Annotated in this window: 15 protein-coding genes; 6 read left to right on the top strand and 9 right to left on the bottom strand. The window is 66.8% G+C overall.

Annotation, left to right across the window (positions count from 1 at the left end; genetic code table 11):
* Positions 1 to 12: 12 nt before the first annotated feature.
* On the top strand, positions 13 to 2,133 hold the full coding sequence (locus ON29_RS34185) for a serine/threonine-protein kinase (RefSeq protein ID WP_051175811.1): 2,121 nt from the start codon (positions 13 to 15) through the stop codon (positions 2,131 to 2,133).
* Between the two features lie 112 nt (positions 2,134 to 2,245).
* Here the strand turns inward: ON29_RS34185 and ON29_RS31480 are convergent, their stop codons facing one another.
* The 4 genes from ON29_RS31480 to ON29_RS31495 all read right to left on the bottom strand — a co-directional run bounded on the left by ON29_RS31480 (position 2,246) and on the right by ON29_RS31495 (position 7,742).
* Positions 2,246 to 3,484, bottom strand: a complete 1,239-nt coding sequence (locus tag ON29_RS31480; protein ID WP_040871853.1) for a vWA domain-containing protein — start codon at positions 3,482 to 3,484, stop codon at positions 2,246 to 2,248.
* Positions 3,481 to 4,722, bottom strand: coding sequence for an AAA family ATPase (locus ON29_RS31485; RefSeq protein WP_040871854.1), 1,242 nt, complete (start codon positions 4,720 to 4,722; stop codon positions 3,481 to 3,483). The genes ON29_RS31480 and ON29_RS31485 overlap by 4 nt, the downstream gene beginning before the upstream one ends.
* A 57-nt stretch (positions 4,723 to 4,779) precedes the next feature.
* Positions 4,780 to 6,186 (bottom strand): hypothetical protein, encoded by a 1,407-nt coding sequence (locus tag ON29_RS31490; protein WP_040871879.1) that lies wholly within the window; start codon positions 6,184 to 6,186, stop codon positions 4,780 to 4,782.
* Positions 6,187 to 6,590: 404 nt separating this feature from the next.
* Entirely contained in the window at positions 6,591 to 7,742 is a 1,152-nt protein-coding gene (locus tag ON29_RS31495; RefSeq protein WP_085994981.1) for a lipase family protein, read from the bottom strand.
* Positions 7,743 to 8,108: 366 nt separating this feature from the next.
* Between ON29_RS31495 and ON29_RS31500 the strand changes: the two genes are divergently transcribed.
* Positions 8,109 to 8,873 (top strand): potassium channel family protein, encoded by a 765-nt coding sequence (locus ON29_RS31500; RefSeq protein ID WP_040871855.1) that lies wholly within the window; start codon positions 8,109 to 8,111, stop codon positions 8,871 to 8,873.
* 119 nt (positions 8,874 to 8,992) lie between these two features.
* On the opposite strand, the gene ON29_RS31505 is transcribed toward ON29_RS31500, so the two are convergent.
* The 3 genes from ON29_RS31505 to ON29_RS31515 all read right to left on the bottom strand — a co-directional run bounded on the left by ON29_RS31505 (position 8,993) and on the right by ON29_RS31515 (position 12,491).
* On the bottom strand, positions 8,993 to 10,483 hold the full coding sequence (locus ON29_RS31505) for a glyceraldehyde-3-phosphate dehydrogenase (protein ID WP_051175812.1): 1,491 nt from the start codon (positions 10,481 to 10,483) through the stop codon (positions 8,993 to 8,995).
* A 174-nt stretch (positions 10,484 to 10,657) separates the two neighbouring features.
* Positions 10,658 to 11,302, bottom strand: coding sequence for a VldE C-terminal domain-containing protein (locus ON29_RS31510; RefSeq protein WP_040871856.1), 645 nt, complete (start codon positions 11,300 to 11,302; stop codon positions 10,658 to 10,660).
* 109 nt (positions 11,303 to 11,411) lie between these two features.
* Positions 11,412 to 12,491, bottom strand: a complete 1,080-nt coding sequence (locus tag ON29_RS31515) for a saccharopine dehydrogenase family protein (RefSeq protein ID WP_040871857.1) — start codon at positions 12,489 to 12,491, stop codon at positions 11,412 to 11,414.
* Positions 12,492 to 12,688: 197 nt separating this feature from the next.
* On the opposite strand from ON29_RS31515, the gene ON29_RS31520 reads away from it, so the two are divergent.
* Together ON29_RS31520 and ON29_RS31525 are read left to right on the top strand one after the other, a co-directional pair.
* Entirely contained in the window at positions 12,689 to 15,529 is a 2,841-nt protein-coding gene (locus ON29_RS31520; protein WP_040871858.1) for a tetratricopeptide repeat protein, read from the top strand.
* Positions 15,530 to 15,634: 105 nt separating this feature from the next.
* Positions 15,635 to 16,093 carry a DUF6294 family protein gene (locus ON29_RS31525; protein ID WP_157172969.1) on the top strand — a complete coding sequence of 153 codons (459 nt, stop codon included), beginning with the start codon at positions 15,635 to 15,637 and terminating at the stop codon, positions 16,091 to 16,093.
* 99 nt (positions 16,094 to 16,192) lie between these two features.
* Here the strand turns inward: ON29_RS31525 and ON29_RS31530 are convergent, their stop codons facing one another.
* Complete coding sequence (locus ON29_RS31530; RefSeq protein WP_040871882.1) at positions 16,193 to 17,761, bottom strand: esterase-like activity of phytase family protein; 1,569 nt, start codon at positions 17,759 to 17,761, stop codon at positions 16,193 to 16,195.
* Between the two features lie 71 nt (positions 17,762 to 17,832).
* Entirely contained in the window at positions 17,833 to 18,663 is an 831-nt protein-coding gene (locus tag ON29_RS31535) for an HAD family hydrolase (RefSeq protein WP_063825391.1), read from the bottom strand.
* 120 nt (positions 18,664 to 18,783) lie between these two features.
* Here ON29_RS31535 and ON29_RS31540 point away from each other — a divergent pair, with 120 nt between their 5' ends.
* Positions 18,784 to 19,278 (top strand): DUF1360 domain-containing protein, encoded by a 495-nt coding sequence (locus tag ON29_RS31540; RefSeq protein WP_051175816.1) that lies wholly within the window; start codon positions 18,784 to 18,786, stop codon positions 19,276 to 19,278.
* Between the two features lie 171 nt (positions 19,279 to 19,449).
* Positions 19,450 to 19,983, top strand: coding sequence for a pyridoxamine 5'-phosphate oxidase family protein (locus ON29_RS31545; RefSeq protein ID WP_245549276.1), 534 nt, complete (start codon positions 19,450 to 19,452; stop codon positions 19,981 to 19,983).
* Positions 19,984 to 19,986: the final 3 nt, after the last annotated feature.

Genomic DNA, 19,986 nt, shown 5'->3' on the forward strand with positions numbered 1-19,986 from the left:
GGGAGGTGATCGGTGAACGGCGTAGCGTTCGGTCGCTACCAGTTGCACGAGCTGATCGGTGAGGGCGGCATGGGCCAGGTATGGCGGGCCTACGACACCGTCACCGACCGAATCGTGGCAATCAAATTGCTGCCCGAACAGTACGCCGTCATTCCCGGCTTCCGGGAGCGATTCCGACGCGAGGCTCACGACACCGCTCAACTACGCGAACCACATGTGGTCCCGATCCACGGCTACGGCGAAATCGATGGTCACCTCTACCTCGACATGCGCCTGATCGATGGCGCCGACGCGAGAACCCTGCTCAACCGCGATGGTGCGATGCCGCCGGAGATGGCGGTCGCTGTGATCGCCCAAGCTGCGGCGGCGCTGGATGCGGCGCACGCGCAAAGTTTGGTGCACCGCGACGTCAAACCATCCAACCTGTTGGTCACCGACAGCGGCTTCGTGTATCTGATCGACTTCGGCATCGCACGCTCGGCCAGCGATACCCCGCTGACCAGCACCAGCACGATGATCGGGACGTTGGCCTACATGGCTCCGGAGCGATTCACCAGCGGCGTCGCCGACGCTCGATCCGACGTGTACGCGCTCACCTGCGTGTTGTGCGAATGCCTGACCGGACTCCCGCCCTACCCGAGCAACAGTGCGGAACAACAGATCGCGGCGCATCTGACTGCCATCCCTCCTGCGCCGAGCGTGCGGCGGCTCGGCCTGCCGGTCGGGTTCGACGATGTCGTCGCCCGGGGCATGTCGAAGAACCCGGACGACCGCTACTCGACCGCCGGAGAGCTGGCAACCGCCGCAGGCCGGGCCCTCACCACCGCCCCCGCGGTCGCCGCCGGAACGATCCCCGCATCAATTTCGGCACCCGGCTTCGACGGTCACAGCGCCCGGCCCGGCACACCGCCGCCGATCCCCTCCGCAGAACCAGACACGGATCAGAAGTCCACGATCGGCGCCGGACCTTTCGCGCACTTTGGTGGCCTGCGACCCATCAGCTCCGAATCGGGGAGGATCAGACCAGACGGCACCGCACCGCCCGGACGTAAACGGCCTGTCATCCGGGTAGCGGTGGCTGTGGTCGCCGTGTTGATCGCTGGTGCGACGGCGGCCGGGATCTGGTGGCTGGCCCAGAATTCGAAGCCTGAGATGGCCTTCGAGGGCAAGTACGAGATCAATTACACGCCCCGAACCATAAACGGGAAGCCGGACGACGGCCCTCCTGCTACCCGGGTGTGGTCGGTCCGCTCGGACTGCCCATCGCACAGTGAACGCTGCGTAGCCTCGATAACCAGCCAGAACCCGTCCGAGCCGGAGAAGACCCCGACTCAGTTCGTCGCGGACTATCGCGACGGCGCATGGATGATCACAAGAGAAGTACCGCCGCAGCCCGATACCGATTGCGAGAGCCCGATTACCCACGCACCCCAGATCGTCTCGGCGTGGCAGCGACTCGAGTTCCGATCCGGCGACCCGTCCTGGGCCGGTACCTACGTCGGCTCCGCCGGCGGGCCCTGCGCGTACATCCAAGAGGCGGGGATGACGCTTGTCCGCGTCGGCGAGATCGACCCGAAGGTCGCCGTCGTCCCGCCCGACACCATTCCCGACCGTGTCGACACCCGGCCCCCCGCGCTGATCAGCGGTACTTACGACGTAACCATCACCTACGCTTCGACACCCGATGGTTCCAATTCCCCGCCACCGGATAGATTCCGGCAACGATACGACACCATCTGTCTGCGCCGCGGCGACCGCTGCGCCGCAACGACACAAGCGGATCCTCGCGCAGATCCACGCAAAGATCCTCGCGCCGTCTTTTCTCCGATGTTCGTGCTCGAGAACGGGGCCTGGCGGACCGGCTACAGCAGTCCCTTTCCGTGCTTCGCGGGATCGAACGAGCCGCACACCAACGCGACCTTTCATTGGGAGTTGTTCCCGTCGGATGTGGGACCGGACCCCACCGAATTCTTGAAAGGCACATTGATCCGCGACAAAGCAGACCCTTGTCCTGAGACCAGCCGCGCCGGCGTCGAAATGCGGCGGGTCACCTCGGTCGGCGGCAGGCCCGCTGTCGCCGGAATCAGTCCCGACCAGCAGCCCCATCACCTTCGATACCAGAGATCGTCGTAAACCACCTGGCGAGGGCAGGTGATCCGCGAGGATCGGAATGCCCGGCCCCGGGAATCCGACCACGATCCAGCACACCGTGGCAGAGGTGGAGTTCGGTAGCGTGCAGCGGGAACTATCCGATGTCGACTACTCGGGCCCATGCGGGCGGTGCGTCCGGAACGTAATCGGGATCCTGTTCGCGCCACGAAGTGTTGTTCTGCCGCCGGAACAGGCCCACCACTGTCCGGCAGGGTGGTCGTCTGGCCGGCCAGGGTGTCTGGCCGTCGGTCAGGATCACGAGGGCGTCGGGGCGGGGTTGGGTTCGCAGTGCTTTGGCGATGCCGGTGCGCAGGTCCGTTCCTCCGCCGCCCAGAAGCGGTATTCGCTCGGCACGACACAGCGGGTGCACGATCCTGGCCGCCGCGTCACACGGCAGCACGGTGACCAGGTCGCGGCGGCCGCCCACGGCACGGGAGATAGCCGCCACTTCGAGCAGCGCGCTGCCCAGTTCGGTGTCGCTGACCGACCCGGATGTGTCGATGAGCACCGAGACCCGAGGTGGCGTGCGCCGCAGACTCGGCAGCACCACGCCGGGCACCCCGGCCGAGCGTCGCGCCGGTCGGCCGTAGGTGTAGTCCTCGCCCACACCGGCGCCGCAGACCGCCGAGCGGACGGCCGCTCCCAGCAGATCGCGCCATGGCTGTGGCGGGTGGAACGCCTCTGCCGCCCAGCGCTGCCATGCTTTGGACGCGTTCCCCGGACGGCCGATGATGCCCTGTGCCACCTGGAACCGGACGGCGTCTCGTTCCTGTTCACTCAGGCCGTCCGCACCGTCCGGTCCCAGCTCCCACTCGCGTTCCAATCCGTCGGCGCCGCTACCGCAGTCGAGCCACGCTAAGCCCTGCGTATCCGGCCCGAGCCGGAACCTGCGCAGGTAGTCCTCCATGAGCTCCCCCTCGGGCAACCCCAACGACGCGGGCGTGACAGCGTCGCCGGGCCGGGCCAGCCCGTCGCCGAACGCGTCGTCGTTGATTTCGCAGTCCGCGGCGATGTTCATCCGCAATCGTTCTGCCGGGCCGGGCCGCTCGTGTTGCCGGGCGAATCGGTCACTGCGACCGTGATGGTCGCGCAGCAGATGCGACACCTCGTGCACCCACACCGCGGCCAAATCCTCCACCGGAGTCAGATCCACGAAAGCCGGCGAAACGTAGCACCGCCAGTGCCGGTCGACGCCCATCGTCGGTACTCGTCGCGACTCGACGACGCACAGGGCGAACAGAGCGGTCGCCAGATAGGGCCGAACCCTGGCGGCGTGCAATCGGGCGGCGAAGAGCTTGTCGCGGTCCAGTGTCCCAGGCGCGGTCGCGATCATCGGCCTGCCCTCGCGGTGACGCGGCCGGCTGCCCGATCCGCTTCCCGGGACACCGACACCACTCCGGCGAGTTGCTCGATCGCCGCGGGCACCTCCCAGTCGTCTCGGCGCAGCGTTGCGAGAGTGGTTGCGGGAACGACGATCAGATCCGGGGCCCCGGTTGCCGAAGCCTTCACCAACAGCGCCCATGCCGCATCCCAGCGGGATTTCTCCGGGCGTTTACGGACCGCCGCCACAACTCCGTCGAGAACGGCCTGGCGCAGATCCCCTCGCTCGGGCAATGCGGCGCCTGCCGGATCGGCGAGCAGCGCCTCCGGGTCAGGGAGGTCCATCCGGTCCAGGCCGGCCAGCAGTTCGAAGCCCGGCCCATCCCCCACCGTGCCCCGGACCAGCAGGGAAAGCACCTCCCGGGACGAACCGGCCGCGGTGGCGAAAGCTATCAGCCACAGCGTCATCTCCCAGCTTCGAGGCGACGGCCAGGGACCACCCCGGCGGGTTTCCGTGCTGGGAATCTGATGCACGAGAGCGGGACGGGCCGCGAGGAGCGTACACACCGCGCGGCGGGCGAAAGCCACTGCCTCACCCAACTTCTCCGGAGCCAGCCGTGGCAGTGTCGCGTGCGGCCAGGTCCCGCCGAGGCCGCGGACGACGACGTCGTGATCATGGATCCATTGCAGATGCACGAACCTGTTGGCCAGCGGCGGGCTCAGCTCCCAACCGTCGGCCGCCGAGGATCGCGGGTTGGCCGCGGCCACGATCCGGACACCCGGGGGCAGTTGGACGGCGCCGATCCGCCGCTCGAGGACCAGACGGAGCAGGGCGGCTTGCACAGCGGGCGGCGCGGTGGACAGCTCGTCCAGGAACAGCAGCCCGCGGCCGGCCCGTACGAGGCGCACGGCCCAGTCCGGCGGAGCCATCGGGACTCCGTGTTCCGCGGGATCGTCTCCGATGATGGGCAAACCCGAGAAGTCCGACGGCTCATGCACGCTCGCGATGACCGTGGTCAGCGGAAGGTCCAGGTCGTCGGCGAGCTGGGTGAGGGCGGCGGTCTTCCCGATACCCGGTTCGCCCCACAGGAGAACCGGCAGGTCGGCGGCTACAGCCAGCGCCAAGGCCTCCAGTTGGGTATCGGAACGTGGTTCGGTGGTTACCTCGCGCAACAGAGTCAGCAACTCGTCGGCGACGCTGAGTCGGGAGGGATGGGCTGGATCGGTGGACGTGTGGACAGCAGCGAGCATGTGTGATCACCTCGAGGGGTCGGCGGAGTCGAGTGGGTGTCGGCGAAGATCGCCGGATCAGTGCGAGGTCGCGTTGCGCGGATGCGCGCGCCGGTCACGAGGACGGCGAACCGGGGGAACGCGGCCGATTCCGGGTTCGGACAGGCCTGCTTTGAACAGCCCGTAGGTGATTCGCCGTTGTGCGGCCGCTTCGAGTGCGACGCGCAGGGCACCGTCGCGCAGTGATACATCGGGGCCGAGCAGTCCCACGACGACGCCCAGCGCGCCGGCGGTGTCACCATGGTCCAAACGGTCACGAACGCCGACAAGACAGTCCGGATGACGGTGCGCTTCGTCGATAGCCCGCAGGCAAGGAAGCGGGGTACCGGTCAACGCCGCCAGTAATTCCTCCCGCCGGATCTCGGAAGGGTCGTGGTCCCGGGCGGCCAGGACCCCGTCGACCAGCCCGATCCGATGCTGTTCTCCCCTGCACTGCACGAGGCGCGGCTCCCCCGGCCGGCTCGGGATGCGGGGCGCATCGGTCGGAGAGTAGTCGGGTACCAGTGCCGAGGCGACCAGCGGATGCAGCCGATCGGCCGCTATCGCGCCGGTGCGGATCAGTTCCAGATCAGGTAGTACCCAAGTCGCCGCGTCGGGCAGCACCGGCAGCGCCGAGACGCCGCCGACCGGGTACCCCGACGCGATCCGCACCATGGGCGGCCCCGCACCACCGCGGGGACCCGCGTCCAACTCCAGGACCAGCCGTTGCCGACCCCCGAACCGCACGACGAAAGTACCGCTACGCCGTCCCTCGGCGCGGCGCAGGATCTCCGCCTCGTCCGCCCATCGGTCGACGGCGCAGCGGCGGACCTGCGGTACCGTCGCCAGCAGCTCGGGATCCAGCGACGGGCGATTACCTGCGGGGCGCTCTGCCCCGGACCGTATCCCCAGCTCATCGGCCCTGCGCGAGTCCCACAGGTGGCGATGGAGATCCAAGCGGAAACGACGATCGGGACGAGGATGCGGATGGAGGCTGGTACCGGCTCCGGCGGCTCCGTCCCACAGCGCGAGGCTGATCCGCTGACCGGCATCCGCCCAAGCCGGCGCGGTCCGAACGACAAGGTGCACGGCACGCGCGCGACCGCGCCGGTCAGGCGCGGCGTCGTACCGCGCCAAAGCGATTGTCAGACCTGGTCGCAACAACCCGTCCGGAGCAACCCTCGGTAGGTGCCAGCGCAGCAGGTCAGGAGCCAGATAGCGGAGATCGGCACGGATTCGAGCGGCGAGTTCGTGCCCGTGGCTGCGTGCCACCGACCGCAAAGTGAAATCGACATCGAAGCCTGCCGCCGCACTCGCGCCGGCCCAGTCCCCCACGCGCCGGCGGGCGGTAGAAGTTTCGATCATGGAGGGCGGCACGGCGAATTCGCGCACGCGCAGCCAGAAGGAAAAGCGGGAATCGTCCCCATTCGTGCGTTCAGTGAGCATCAGCACTCACCTTGCACGAATGGAACCCCCAATCTTTCAACAGAATGAGTTGTCATCGCGTCGATCGTAGCGCCCGTTGCCGCCGCCTGCCAGTCGAGTGAGCCCGGCCGGCCGGTATTCTCATTGCTACCCGGCAATCGTTTTCGCGGGAGCCGGCTCATCTCGATCGTCGATCGTGACGGGCCATCTACGCAGGCCTGCAACGCACTCGGGAGCAGGTAGCCGATCACGATGCACGGGTTATGGGGAGACGACCCCGCGGTATGGGCGGTGCTCGAGCGTGGCACCAACCGAATCGCGGATACCGTCCAGCCCACTGGTTGCCCCGACCCGGCCTGCCGGATGACGACGGGGTGGTCCGACTTGTCTGCGGCGATCACCGCTGATGCCCGCATAGCCGCGTATCAGCAGTTGCTGGGGGCAGGCTCTCCGCGAACCCGAGCGTCGAGCCATTGCATTACCGCGGGCGCACCCAGTACCGCGGGGGACAAATGCTCGAGCGCGGGGCCCGGTTCGACCGAGGGCACCCGCAGCGTCTGTACCCGCACCCCTGCCGTGCACCAACGGCGGAGGGTGTTCTCGATGGCATCGACCGGAATCTGCTGGTCCTCCGGCGAATGCCATTCGAAGATCGGTGTTTCCGGCACGCCGACGTACAATTCGAGGCTGTTCTCCTCCACCACCGAGCGGGCTTCGCGACTGTCGAAGATCGAGGTGTCTGTGATGTAGTCCCGGGCGCTGCCGTCCAGGCCCGAAATCAAGATTTCATTGCTGCAGCTGTTTGCCATGGCCTTGCCGACTTCGAGGCCACGCGGGTTGAGATGCGCGCTGATCGGCAGCCGATCCGGGTACTCTCGCTCCAGACCGATCGCCGCTGCCATGGCCAACCCGAACGAAGGGTGCGGGTTCAAGCCCAGCGCCTCGGCCATAGTCAGCAGATTCATCGGTGCGCCGCCGATGGCCGCGCCCGCGAGTTCCAGCTCCGGTGCGTACGCCGGCTGCAACGCGGCCGCCCATGCGGTGGCAAGGCCGCCGCCCGAGTAGCCGGCCATCACCGTTGGGCTGGACGGCACGGCGAGTGCGGGCAGCCGCTTCACCGCCCGGATGCCGTCCAGTACGATCTGGCCACCCAAACGCGCGGCCCCGAGAGCGAATTGCGGTCCGAGGTGATCCGGCAGCGCGACGCTCCAGCCCTGCGCCAGCGCCACGTTCAAGATCGGCGTGGTCACCGTCAGGTTCAGGTCGTCGCCGTACAGTTTGTGCGAAAGGGCGCAGTCGGTGCCGAGCGCATTGATGAAGTGCTGATAAGACAGCAGTGGCCCACCCGGCCGGCGGCCGAACGGCGTGAGAACCGTGGTCGTCGCCGCGATCGGTGCTCCACGGGAATTGGTGGACCGGAATTTGACCAGCGTGACGCTGGAGCCGGGGAAGATCGCCAGCGGCGGCAGCGCCCGTTCACCGAGCACATCACCTGGCAGATATGCCGCCAGATCCGCCGGGGCGGCATAGAACGGGTCGGGATCGGGCCGCGGATACAGTGGCTCCGCGGTCGCCATCGTCGCCGGGATCAGCCCCAGGGCCACGGCGCAGACGGCACCGAGGGCCCGTGCTAGACCGCTGAACCTGCCGCCCGGGAAACAAAACAACCGCCCGATCACGATCTCGACCTCCACGGGTAGTTCGCGGGCATTCGTCGACCAGCCAGCCTGCATTCAAATCCAACCCCATGCGCAAACATCCAGCGACACGCCGGAAAAATGTCGGGCTCCCGCTCCGAACACGCTGGAATGCCGACCGGGGTCAGCACGGCGTCTCGGGCTCCGTGTGAGAATCAGCGTGAGAAGCGGCCGGACTCTCGCGGAATCCCACCGGTCGAACCTGCGGTGTCGCCGACGCCGCGGCCGAGCGACACAGGTAGTCCGATGCCCGAAACACAATCCGAGTTCACACGCAGGGAATCCTGGGAGCGGACGACCGGCATTCCCATGATGGTGCTGGCCGTCGTATTCCTCGGCGTCTATGCCTGGCAGGTGCTCGATATCGAGGCCTCACCTCGTCTGGACGCCTGGCTCACCCGGGTCGACGTGATGATCTGGGCGGCGTTCGCGCTGGACTTCGCGGTGCGGTTGTGGCTGTCCGGGAGCCGCTTGCGGTTCCTGCGTACCCACCCGGTCGACTTGTTGATCGTGGTGCTGCCGCCGCTTCGCCCGCTGCGACTGCTGCGCGCAGCCATGCTCGTGATCGGCACGTTGAACCGGAACACGACGACCAGAGCCAGGCTCGCGGTGTTCGTCGGCGCCAGTTCGATACTGCTCCTGCTGCTGTGCAGTCTGGCGTTCTTCGACGCGGAGTACGGGGCGGCCGACAGCAAGATCCACAATTTCGGTGACGCGCTGTGGTGGTCGATGGTCTCGGTGACCACCGTCGGGTACGGCGACGTGTATCCGGTGACGACCGAAGGCCGTTTGATCTCGTTGATCCTGATGACCCTCGGCATCGGCCTGATCAGTTTCGCGATCGGCACCACTACCAGTTGGGTGATGGATCAGCTGAAGAGTGTCGAGGCGAATGTGGAGAATACCGATCGGGAGATCACCGAACTCGTCGCCGAGATCCGAGCGCTGCGCGCCGAAGTGGCCGAGATGCGCTCCACTGTGGTCGTGCCGGATACCGTGCGGGCCGACTGATCATCACCACCAGTTGCCCGACCCTCTCCGCGGGAAGCATCACGCGACGACCCAGTGATACTTCCCGCGGCCGGTCGTTTATCCCCCGGCAGCAGAGTCGGCGACATCCATCGCGGCAGTCACCGCGCGGCGGTCGCAGTCGGCACGCGAGTGTCGTCGGTGTGCTCCAGTCGAGCGCTGATCTGCGGGTAGGTCGGATACTCGATGCCCGAGATGTACTGCACCGTCCGCACGACCTGGCACGAGTAGCCGAATTCGTTGTCATACCAGACATACAGGATCGCGGTGTCGTCCTCGACGATCGTGGCATTGGCATCGATGATCGACGCTGCGCGCGATCCGATGAAGTCGCTGGAGACGACGTCCGTGGCGGCGGTGTAATCGAGGTTCCGGCTCAACGGCCCGGCAAGCGAAACCTGACGCAGGTACTCGAGCACAGCGCTTTTCGTCGTCTTGCGCTCCAGCTGCAAGTTCAGGATCGCGACCGATACGTCGGGGGTGGGGACACGAATCGAGTTGCCGGTGATCTTGGCCTTGAAGTCCGGCATCGCCTTCGCGACCGCGGACGCGGCACCGGTTTCGGTGAGCACGAGATTGAACGGCGCGGACCGGCCGCGACGGTCCGCCTTGTGGTAATTGTCCAGGAGGTTTTGGTCGTTGGTGAACGAGTGAACCGTCTCTACGTGCCCGCGGATGATGCCGTACTCGTCATCCATGGCCTTGAGCGGCGGAACAATCGCGTTGGTCGTGCACGAGGCGCACGAGAAGATCCGCTGCGACAGGTCCAGGCTGCGGTGGTTCACGCCGTGCACGATATTCGGAACGTCGCCCTTGCCGGGTGCGGTGAGAACGACTTTCGCGATGCCGGGGCGCAGATGCTGCGACAGCCCGTCACGATCACGCCACCTGCCGGTGTTGTCGATCAGGATCGCGTCGTTTATCCCGTACGCGGTGTAGTCGATCGTCGTCGGATCATCGCTGTAGATGAACTTGATCACGTTCCCGTTCGCGGTGATCGTGTCATTGCCGGTATCGACCTTGATCGTGCCGTTGAAGTGGCCGTGAACCGAATCCCTGCGAAGCAGCGACGCGCGCTTGGCCAGATCGTCGTCGCCTCCCTTGCGAACCACCACGGCACGCAGGTTCAGACCGTTGCCCGACCCGGCCTTTTCGATGAGCAGGCGCGTGACCAGACGACCGATGCGGCCGAAGCCGTAGAGGACGACGTCCCGTGGGCCCGGCGACCGAGCCTTGTTGCCGTTGGTCACCTCGGCCAGCACCGCCGCGGTGAACTCGCGGATCGACAGTCCGCGATCGTCGGTGCGATAGGTCATGACCAACTGACCGATATCGATCTTGCAGGGGCCCAGATCCAGCTCGCTGAGTACTTGCAGGAAGGGAAGGGTCTGGTCCACCGACAACTCCTCGCCTTCGATCTGCCTCGCGAAGCGGTGCGTCCGCAGGATGCTGATCACCGACTTGTTCACCAGTGACCGGCTGTGCAGCAGGATCGTCACCCCTTTGCGCCGATACAACGTGCCGATGATGGGAATCATCGCCTCGGCGGCGGCTTCCTGGGCGTTCCAGCGGTCAAGTTGTTCGGTAGTCAACGCAGTCCTCGGATTCCTCGATATTCTCGCCGCATCGATGCTAGTGAGGGCCGCGATATCACTGCGATCGGATACCCACCGGTGAGATCGCCAGGTCGTGACGTCGATCGAGGCAAGCGGTTACGCGCAGACCGGCAGGCCGATGGAAGTGCTCGCGACCCATACAGTGCGTATTCAGCAGGTGACGTCCACTTCGGCAGCCTTCTCGAACGACACATGCACATGGTCGTAGTGATTGGCGGTCGGGCTCCCGCGGTCTTCCAGGTACGACCATCCGCTGCCGTCGTTGTACCGCTGCCGCCAGATCACGTACGTCACACCGAAACGCTGCTTGTTGGCCAGCACGAATTCGGCGATCGCGTCGCCGCGCGCGGAATCGGATGTCATGAGATCGAGTGCCAGGCCGGCACCGTGGTCGCCGTCGGAACGCCCGACGGCCCCGCCGACGTCGGTGAGGCCGAACGTCTTCTTGAGCATGTTGCCCACCCTTGCCACGTGCGGCCTCGTACCGGCGAGTTCCGTCGGGCACGGGACGGAGGGAGGCGGCGGAGGCGGGTGCTGTGCGGCATTCTTCTCCGACGGTGGTGGCTCGACTGCCGCCGCGGCCGGCACCGGCTGAGTCATCGGCGGAACGATGGTCGGGACCGGGCGGGCTTCGACGGCGGTCGACTGCGGCGAATCGACCGCCGCGACGTGCTGCGCGGCCGGGCCCGGGCGTATCGCCACCCACAGCACGACGGCGAGAGTGGCCGCGACACCGCACACAGCCAGAGCGGTGAGCTTTCGGGCTGCGGTTCGTTTGCGGTGTTGGCCAGGCATTATGTCGGGTACCGGTTACTGTCGGGAGCAGGTCACCGATACATTACGAAATGGTCGCGAAAATGTCACGCCCGTTGGTGCCGGTACAGCACCCTGCCGCGGCGAACTTTTACCGGCTGAACCCCGCATCGGCCGCGGCGGCGGTGAGCGCCTCCAGACCGAACGCCTCGACCGGGCCCAGCGCACCGGTGCCGAGCAGGCCGCCGTCCAGTGCGGTCTGCGCACCCCAAGCGAGGATCGCGCTGGTGAAGTCATAGGGATCCACCCCGGCCAAGGTCACCGACGCCAGGACGCGGCCGGTGTCGTCGAATGCCTCGGCGACCGCCCAGGAGCGCGTGCGGGCCCGCGCTTCGCGCCCCGGGCCGCCGGTCGAGCCCTTCACGACGCGTTCGAGCGCGCCTTCGGCCAGCCGTTTCACCGGCTCGACCCGGGCGACCGCGCCGGTGAGCAAGGAGCCGGCCTGCAGGGCACGAGCAGCCGCGGGCGGCAGGCCGAGGTAGACGTCGGCCTCGGGTAGCCGCGGGTAGGCGCGGCTCAGCGCGAGATGTTCAGATCCGGGAATCGACACTCCGGAACGCGGGCGGCCGGCGACGTCGAAGGTGCGGATCCGTGAGCCGGTGCGCTCGGGCACGATCCGGCCGCCGCGGAGGGCGAAGCCGTGTTCGAACAGCATCCCGGCCATCGACGCTCGGGTGCCACCGCTGGCGCCGGGGCTGGCGATGAAGTAGCCGATGTCCGCGCGGACGGCGTCGGGCGCTTCGCGTAAGGCGAGACCGGCGGCCAGGTTGCCGGGCACGAAGTCGAACCCGAACGCGGTCAGCAGGCCCACTCCCGCCTTGCGGGCCTCCTCGTCGCGGTCGAACACCGTGCTGATGAATGGGCCTTCGCCGGTGGAGTCGAAGTAGTGCGCGCCCGCCGCCACGGCCGCGGCCAGTGCGGGTCCGCCGTATCGCAGAAACGGCCCGACCGTCGTCACCAGCACGTCGCCCCGGTCCAGCAGGGCCCGTACCGAGTCGGGCTCGGTCACGTCGGCGACCGCGGTCTCCGCGCCACCGAGGTCGGCGGCCAGTTTCTCGAGCGCGGCGGCATTGCGGGCGGCCAGCACGGGTGCGGCCCCGCGGGCGATCAAAGCTTCCGCGGTCAGGCGGCCGGTGTACCCGGTGGCGCCGAACAACACGATTTTCGGCATTGGCAGTCACCTACGTTTCTCTTCGTGGATGGACGGGGTGAAGTCGCAGTCACTCCGCACCGAGTGCGGTGTCCCGGCTACAAGATCATGACGGGTGCAGCGGATCCTCGTCCGGACACGATGGCCGGCATGTTGGGCGCAGTCCTTATCACCGAGTGCTGTTGTGCCCGTGGGTCACCCTGCCCGATAGTTCTTCCATGGCGGAGAGGCTGGCTCTGGTTGTCGCGTCGGAGTGCGCGGCATTCCCGCGACTCGGGTTCACCGGTGAGCTGGCCGCGGCGCTCTACGCGGCTTTCACCACGGCAGGCCATTGGCTACCGATCGGAGACGGACCCCTGGTCGACCCCACGGTCATCGAACTCAAGCGGCGCGTCAAAGCCGCGTTCCAGCAGGCCGACGAACTGGGGGCGACGCTGTTGATCGCCTTCATCGGTCACGGGTTCACCACCAACGACGAGGATTTCTATCTACTCGCCGCCGACTCGGAGATGCCTCTGGATTCCGATTCCGGCTTCAACCTGGTCAATGCCGTAGCCGAGCAATTGGGCAATACGCGGGCACTGGACGGGCTCATCGTCCTCGTCGATGCGTGTGAGGCCGGTACCGGCGCGATCGGCGCGGGGAACCGCTGGGTACGGATGCTGGAGAAGACCGCGGGAAGAATGGAACTGCTGGTCGCATCGGACGACGGCAACGCATACGACGGATGTTTCAGTCGAACACTGTTGCGCACCTTCGATACCGGCCTACCCGGCAGCGGAACGAATTTGCTGTGCGCCGACCTCACACCGGAGCTGAGCAGCGCGTGCCAACAGCAGACCGCACGCCATTTGTCCTTCAACGGCACTCAGGTGCGCCGCGGTGACCAGGGCCTGTGGCTGGTGCCCAACCGGTCCCGTTCCAGAGACGCGGTGACCGGCAGACCGGCGGCGGGTTTGGTGGATCACCTGGTGCGCAGCGTCTCTTTGACCTCGCATGTGCAGGAGACCCTCGCCGACATCGTCGAAGCAGGCGGCGATCGATTGCAGGCGTTGATCGGACCGGCCGGGGCCGGGAAATCGACACTGATGTCGCTGCTCATCCGGCCGGGCCTGGTGGAGACGTTGGATTCGCTGACCGCCGAATTCGTCACCGCGGCCGTCTTCCTGGACGTCACGAGCACCATCGAGTCGGTGCTTCTGGAGCTGTGCGGCCAACTCGGCGCACGGTTCGGCGCCGAATTCGACGCGGTCCGCCGCGCGGTGCGGGCGGAGCTGACCGACCTGGAGCGGTTCAGCGCCTTCGAAATCGAGATCGTGCGGCCACTGCATCGGATGCGGAAGGCGGGCCGGCGCATCCGCGTCCTCATCGACGGCCTCGACCAGCCGGAAGAGGGATGCCGCAGCAGCGTCATCGCCGCCGTCGCCACGTTGACCACCGACGAACGGCTGCGTCACGTCCGGCTGATCGTCGGTATCCGGTCGGGTACCGACGTCGTGGATCATCCGGATATCGCGCATGCCCGCCGTGTCCACTTGCAACCACCCACCGTCCGAGAAGTTCTGGCGGAGGTGGTCCTCACCGAGGGCGCCATCCCCCACCAACTCGACCGAACGCTGCACGAATTGCCCGACGATGTGCGCGGCGGATGGTTGATCCCGCGTTTGATCACCGAGATCGATCGGCGCGATGCGGATATCGACGGCGCGGATCTGAGTTCCCTGGTGGCGTCGAGGTTCCACGCGACCCGTCGGCGTCGGGTGCACGAAGAGATCGCGCTGCCGGTCGGCGCGCTGCTCGCGGCGGTCGGCGTCGGCCCGACCGCGCCCCTGCCGCTGGTCTGCGAAGCCCTCCATCAGCTCGGGTGGCCGGTGCCGTTGCCGCGGCTGCGCGACGTGGTGGTCGACCTCGGCGTGCTCGTCGCACGCGGCCATCCGGGTCTGGATAACGAAAGGGTCGGACTGTCCCACGCGGCGTTCACCGGCCCGCTGCGACAGATCGTGTGCGCGCAATGGCCCACCGCGCTGTTCGACGCGCACAGCGCAATTGCCGCCGCGTTCGACGCGGTAACCGGCTCGGATATCGATGCCTACGCGCACACCGCGGCACCCCGACACTATCTGGCCAGCGAGAACTCCGCTCGCGCCGTAGCTTTCCTGGACGCCGCGGACACCCACCGGCGTCCGATCGACAATCGAGCGTCCTGGGCCAACTGGCTGGTGGCCTTCCAAGACGCATTGCCGCCGGAACACCCTGATCTGTTGGCCGCCCGCGCACGCTTGGCCCGATGGACCGGCGAGGCCGGTGAGCCGTTCGCGGCGCGCGCGATGTTCGCGGGGCTCGTCGAGGATTGCACCGCGATGTTCGGTCGCGACCATCCGCAGACTCTCCTGCCGCGCGTGCAGTTGGCCAACTGGCACGTCCAGACGGGTGATCCCGAGGGGGCGGTGACAATGCTCACCGAGCTGCTGGACTTGGAGCGAGACGAACGGGAGAAGCTGCGGATCCGCGCCGATCTCGGCTTCAGTACCGGCCAAGCCGGTGACATCGTCGGTGCGCGTGATCAGTACACCGCCTTCCTGCCGGAACTCGAAAGCTTGTTCGGCTCGACTCATCCCGACGTTCTGCACTCCCGTGACCAGTACGCCCGATGGGTCGGCGAAGCCGGTGACCCGGAACGAGCGCGCCTGCAGTTGCTGGAACTCGTACCGATCTGCGAAAGCGTGCTCGGACCCGAGCACACCGACACGATGTGGGCCAAGGACAACCTCGCCAGGTGGACCGCGGCCTGTGGTGACCCCGACGGCGCCGCTCGTTTGTATCGCGAAGTGCTGGCCACGCGCGAGAAGGTCTCCGGCACAGAGCATCCGTTCACTCTCATGACCCGGCGAAACCTGGCCCGGTTCTATGCGGGGCACGGAAGCTACGCCGCCGCACTGGAACTCGGTTCCGATCTACCGGAGATCTGGCGGCGGCTCTACGGTCCGAATGACCGGGGAACCGTCGGCGTGGCCAGGGATGTCGCAGAATGGACGGCCCTAGCCCGAATCGCCCCGTGAGCAAGCGGTCCGATGCGGGCAAGCCGACTTGACGGCTATTGACGATCACCGGACGGGTGCCGATAATTTTAGTCAGCGAGACTGACTATTCCGGGGAGTGCCACGATGACCGCAATGTATCGCCACGTCTTGATCCGGCTCGCCGTGTGCGTCGGCTTCGCCGCCGCAACCGCCGTCGCGTCCATACCCGCCGCCCATGCCGATTCAGAGAAGGTCTTCACCTGGGACCACGACATCAGGGCCGGCGACTGCACGATGTTCCATGGCGCGCGCTGGGTCTTGCACAACGACGGCATCGCGGAATTCCATGCTCTCGTCACCAGTGGTTCCGACAACGATGCCTGGCTCATGCACGCCGCCCTCTTCGACGCGAACCACGTCTATCTCGGCAACATCATCAACGACAAGCCACCGGGCGGCGATATCGGCAAGTTCGTCATCAATCTGCCTTCCTCGGCTGTCCAATACCACTGGGATATGGACAGAGACCACCACGACGAGAAAACCTATTCACCACAGGCATTTCAGGCCGTAGCCAGGATCGAGCTGCAGAACCACTGCTGAGCTACCCGCCGCGGGACAGGGGAAACTCCCTGGTGGTCCGAACTTCGGAGCGCTCGGCGGGAGATTCCCAGCCGAGCGCTCCGTGGAGCCTGGGGCGATCTACTTCACCGTGATCGTGATCGTCCGCGCGCGCGTCTGCGCGGGTAGTGCGGTGGTGTCGACCATCAGCACCTCACCGGTGTCCTGCATGCCGTCGGCGAGGAGTTTCGCCTTCAGTCCGAACGGCGGCTGATCGCCGGTGGCGGCCTCGACGCCGAAGTCGCTGTCGGCGGCGATGTAGAGGGTCTTGCCCCCGTCACGGGTGGCGACGCCCTCGATCTTGTCGTGGCCGAAGAACTTGCCGTCGGCGTTCAGGCCGTCCAGCAGGCCACCGAGGTCCAGGCCGGACTTCTTGGTGACGGGGGTGACGCCCGCCTTCCGCAGCGTGGCGACGCCATCGGCGGTGGACACGGCACCGACCAGGAGTTCCAGTGGCTTCCCGTCCACCAGCAGTCCCAGCCGCGGATCGTATTGCGCTCCCCCGACCTTCGCCCGCGGTCCGACATCTGTCGCGCCGGTGATGTCGATGGTCCACAGCTTCTTGTTCGCCTTGGGCGGTTTGTTTCCGTCGCGCTCGTCGACCAGGAAGGTGGTGTTGCTCAGCGCCGTGATCTCGGAGACCGCGAGCTTCTGCTTCGGCTCCTCCAGCGGATAGACGAATTCCCTGACCTCCCGGGTCTTCAGATCCACGGTGACGATCCGGGTCATGGGCACCTCGCGCGTCGACACGACACCCGGCTCGTTCAATGCGCTCTGCATGATGCCGACCAGTGTGCTGCCGTCCGGCGTGACGGTGAGCCCCTCCATACCCTGGTTGGGAGTGCGCAACGAAAGCTCCTCGGGCAGGCCTCGGCCCGGAGCCAGCCGTTCCAGCTCGGTGCCGCCGGCGTCGAAATGCACAAGGAACGGCCCGTACTCGTCGGACACCCAGAAGCTGCCGTCGGGCATGGCGACCAGGCCCTCGGTGTCGAGGCCGTGATCAGTGGGCGGCAGGATGGCGCCGTTGAGGTCGCGCATGGTCTCGCCGGTGCCGGCGGAGGTGTCGACCAGGCCGTTGAACGGGCGGCCCGCCGAATTCTTGAAGGGGATGACGCTTTCCAGCACCGCCTTGGTGCCGACCAGCTTGAACTCGGCGATGCTGGGCGTGAATGCCGGTGCGGGAACGATCTTCTCGTTCTTGCCTTTGCCGTCCACATTCGGCCCGCGGTCGGTGAGACCATAGAACTCGTCGGTCGATCCGGGCACCGGCGTGAACGCCGACCCGTATCCGCTGCCCGGCAGGCTCACGCCACCGAACTCACCGAACGGCGGAATATCGGGGGTGAACAATTTCACGGCGTCGGTGGTGGTCACGGTGATGCTGTCGGACCCGGTGTACCCGGCCGCGGGCGTGTACACCACCGCACCGTCGGTGCGCCTGGTGATCGCGCCGTGCTGCGGATCGGCGATCCCGACCGCGGCGCTGCCGCCGGTCTCGGCCAGCAGATCGTCCAGCGAGATCACCAAGGGCTGATCTCTGGTGGCGGTGAAGTCTGCCTCCGAGCTCGATGACGAGCAAGCCGACAGAACGGCGGTCGCGCACACGGCGACCATGACGAGTGGGCTTCGAGTCCCGCGGTGCGTTCTCATCAGCGATACGTACCGTCCGACCCCGATCATCAGTTGGCCTCGAGCTGAACATGAGCCGTCGATCCCCGCAATCATCCGATCATTCTGTCGTGACGCCGCCCTCGAGGAGTGTGGACGCCGCGCGCGGTGGTGCGCGCCGCGGCCGGCCGGGTGGTCCGGCGCTCCGCTACGCCGGCGAACCCCTCCGAACCCGGGACATCGGATTCGCCCGGCACGTGATCGGCACCGAGGGCGTTGCCGACCAGGTGGAGTTGACGCCGCTGCGGATCGGTCAGCGAAGGGACGAGCAGGGTCGGCATCCCGACCTCCACGGCTGCGCCATCGCGGGAAGGCCGGTCTCCGACCATGAGGGTTTCCTCGGGGCGCGTGCCGAGTTGCTCGCACGTGAGGCGGAATATGGCAGGGTCGGGCTTCTGGATTCCGTGCTCGTTCGACAGGACGAAAGTTTCGATCGAATCGGACAGCCCTGCCTCGGCGAAGAAGGGCCGGATGTCGAAGTGAATGTTGCTGAGCACGCCTATCTTGTAGCCCTTCTCGAACAGCGTGGTGAGAGTAGCCGCGGCGTCGGCAGCGAAATGGTTGTAAGTCGGGTCGGAATCCACTGCGAAAAGCGCGTCGGAGAGTTCGGTGTCGAGTCCGGCGTCCGCGAAGACCGCGTAGTAGGTCTCCCGGTGACGAGCGGCGCTCGTGTTTCCCTGCGGTGATTGCAGGCGGTTCGGTTGGCCGGCGGCTGTTCGAATGTCCTCGAGGAGGGCGATGGCGGCGGCGTCGTCGTGTCTGCGACCGGCCCGTCGCAGTGCTTCCTGCGTCCAGCGTTGGGGGGAAAGTTCTGAGACGAGAGTGCCTCGCCAGTCGAAGACGACAGCGCGGAGGTCGTGCGAGTGCGAACCAGAAGATGGCATGGAGGTGAAGGCTATCGGCGAATGGCGCTGAAACCGGCATCCAGATCCGCGCCCGGCTGCCTGCCGCAGGTTCAGGACAGCTTCGCGAGTCAGAGCCGCTCGTGCGGGTATGCCCGCTGCATGACCGCAGTCGAAGGGCGCCCCGAGACCGACATCCAACGCTCGATGAGCGGCTACCTCGCCACGATGGCGATGTTCGGCATCACCGTGTCCGTGGTCGCTCTGCTCGGCAGGCTGACCCACCGGCAACTGCCGCGAGCCATGAGCGTGCAGGAGCTGGTGGTCACCGCGGTCGCCGCACACAAGCTGTCGCGTACCGCGACCAAGGACACGATCACCGCACCCCTGCGCGCACCGTTCACCCGCCCCACCGGCGACGGAGGCCCCGGCGAGGTGATGGAGCAACCCAAGGCCGCCGACGGGTGGAAACACAGCATCGGAGAGCTTCTCACCTGCCCGTTCTGCTTCGATGTCTGGGTGATCACCGGCTTCACCATCGGTCACGTGTTCGCGCCCCGCGCCACCCGCATGGTCGCCGACGCTCTGGCCGCGTTGACCGGCGCGGACTTCCTCCACCTCGCCTACGCCACCGCGCAACAGCTCGCCCAGCGATAGCCTGCGATCCGTCCGGAGCCTGCGCCGCCTGCGCGAACAGCGATTGACGCGCCGAAACCCTCGACAAAGATTCCGCGGTCGGCGAAGGAGGGAGCGGCTTCGAGAAATTTCCGCCTCGGATGTCGAGAACGTCCGGCCGGCTCCGTCCCAGGGATACGAGCGGCCACGGACATGCCGCTCGACGACGCCGACGGAGGAACGATCACCATGCGACCGACCGAGATCATCGAGATCCTGAACCGACCGATCAGCCAGGAGCTGCTGGCCCGCGACCTGACCCGCCTGGCCTATGTCGCCACGGATGGCACGCCGCGCAGTATCCCGATCGCCTTCACCTGGAACGGCTCGGAGATCGTCCTGTGCACCACGACGAACGCCCCCAAGCTGCCCGCCCTGCGCCAGAACCCGATGGTTGCCCTGACCATCGACACCGAGGTCCACCCGCCGAAGATCCTGCTCATCCGCGGGCGGGCCGAGCTGGCCGTCGTCGACGGCATCCCGGACGAGTATCTGCGGATGAACGGCAGCTACGAGATGACACCCGAGCAGCGCGTCGAGTGGGAGGCCGAGGTCCGCTCGCTCTACGACGGCATGGTGCGGATCGTCGTCACCCCGACCTGGGCGAAACTCATCGACTTCGAAAACACCCTGCCCAGCGCGGTCGAGGAGCTGATCCGGCAACGGGCCGAACGTCAGCACGCCTGAGAT

Source organism: Nocardia exalbida NBRC 100660, from assembly GCF_000308575.1.
In the GTDB taxonomy this organism is placed as follows: Bacteria; Actinomycetota; Actinomycetes; order Mycobacteriales; family Mycobacteriaceae; genus Nocardia; species Nocardia exalbida.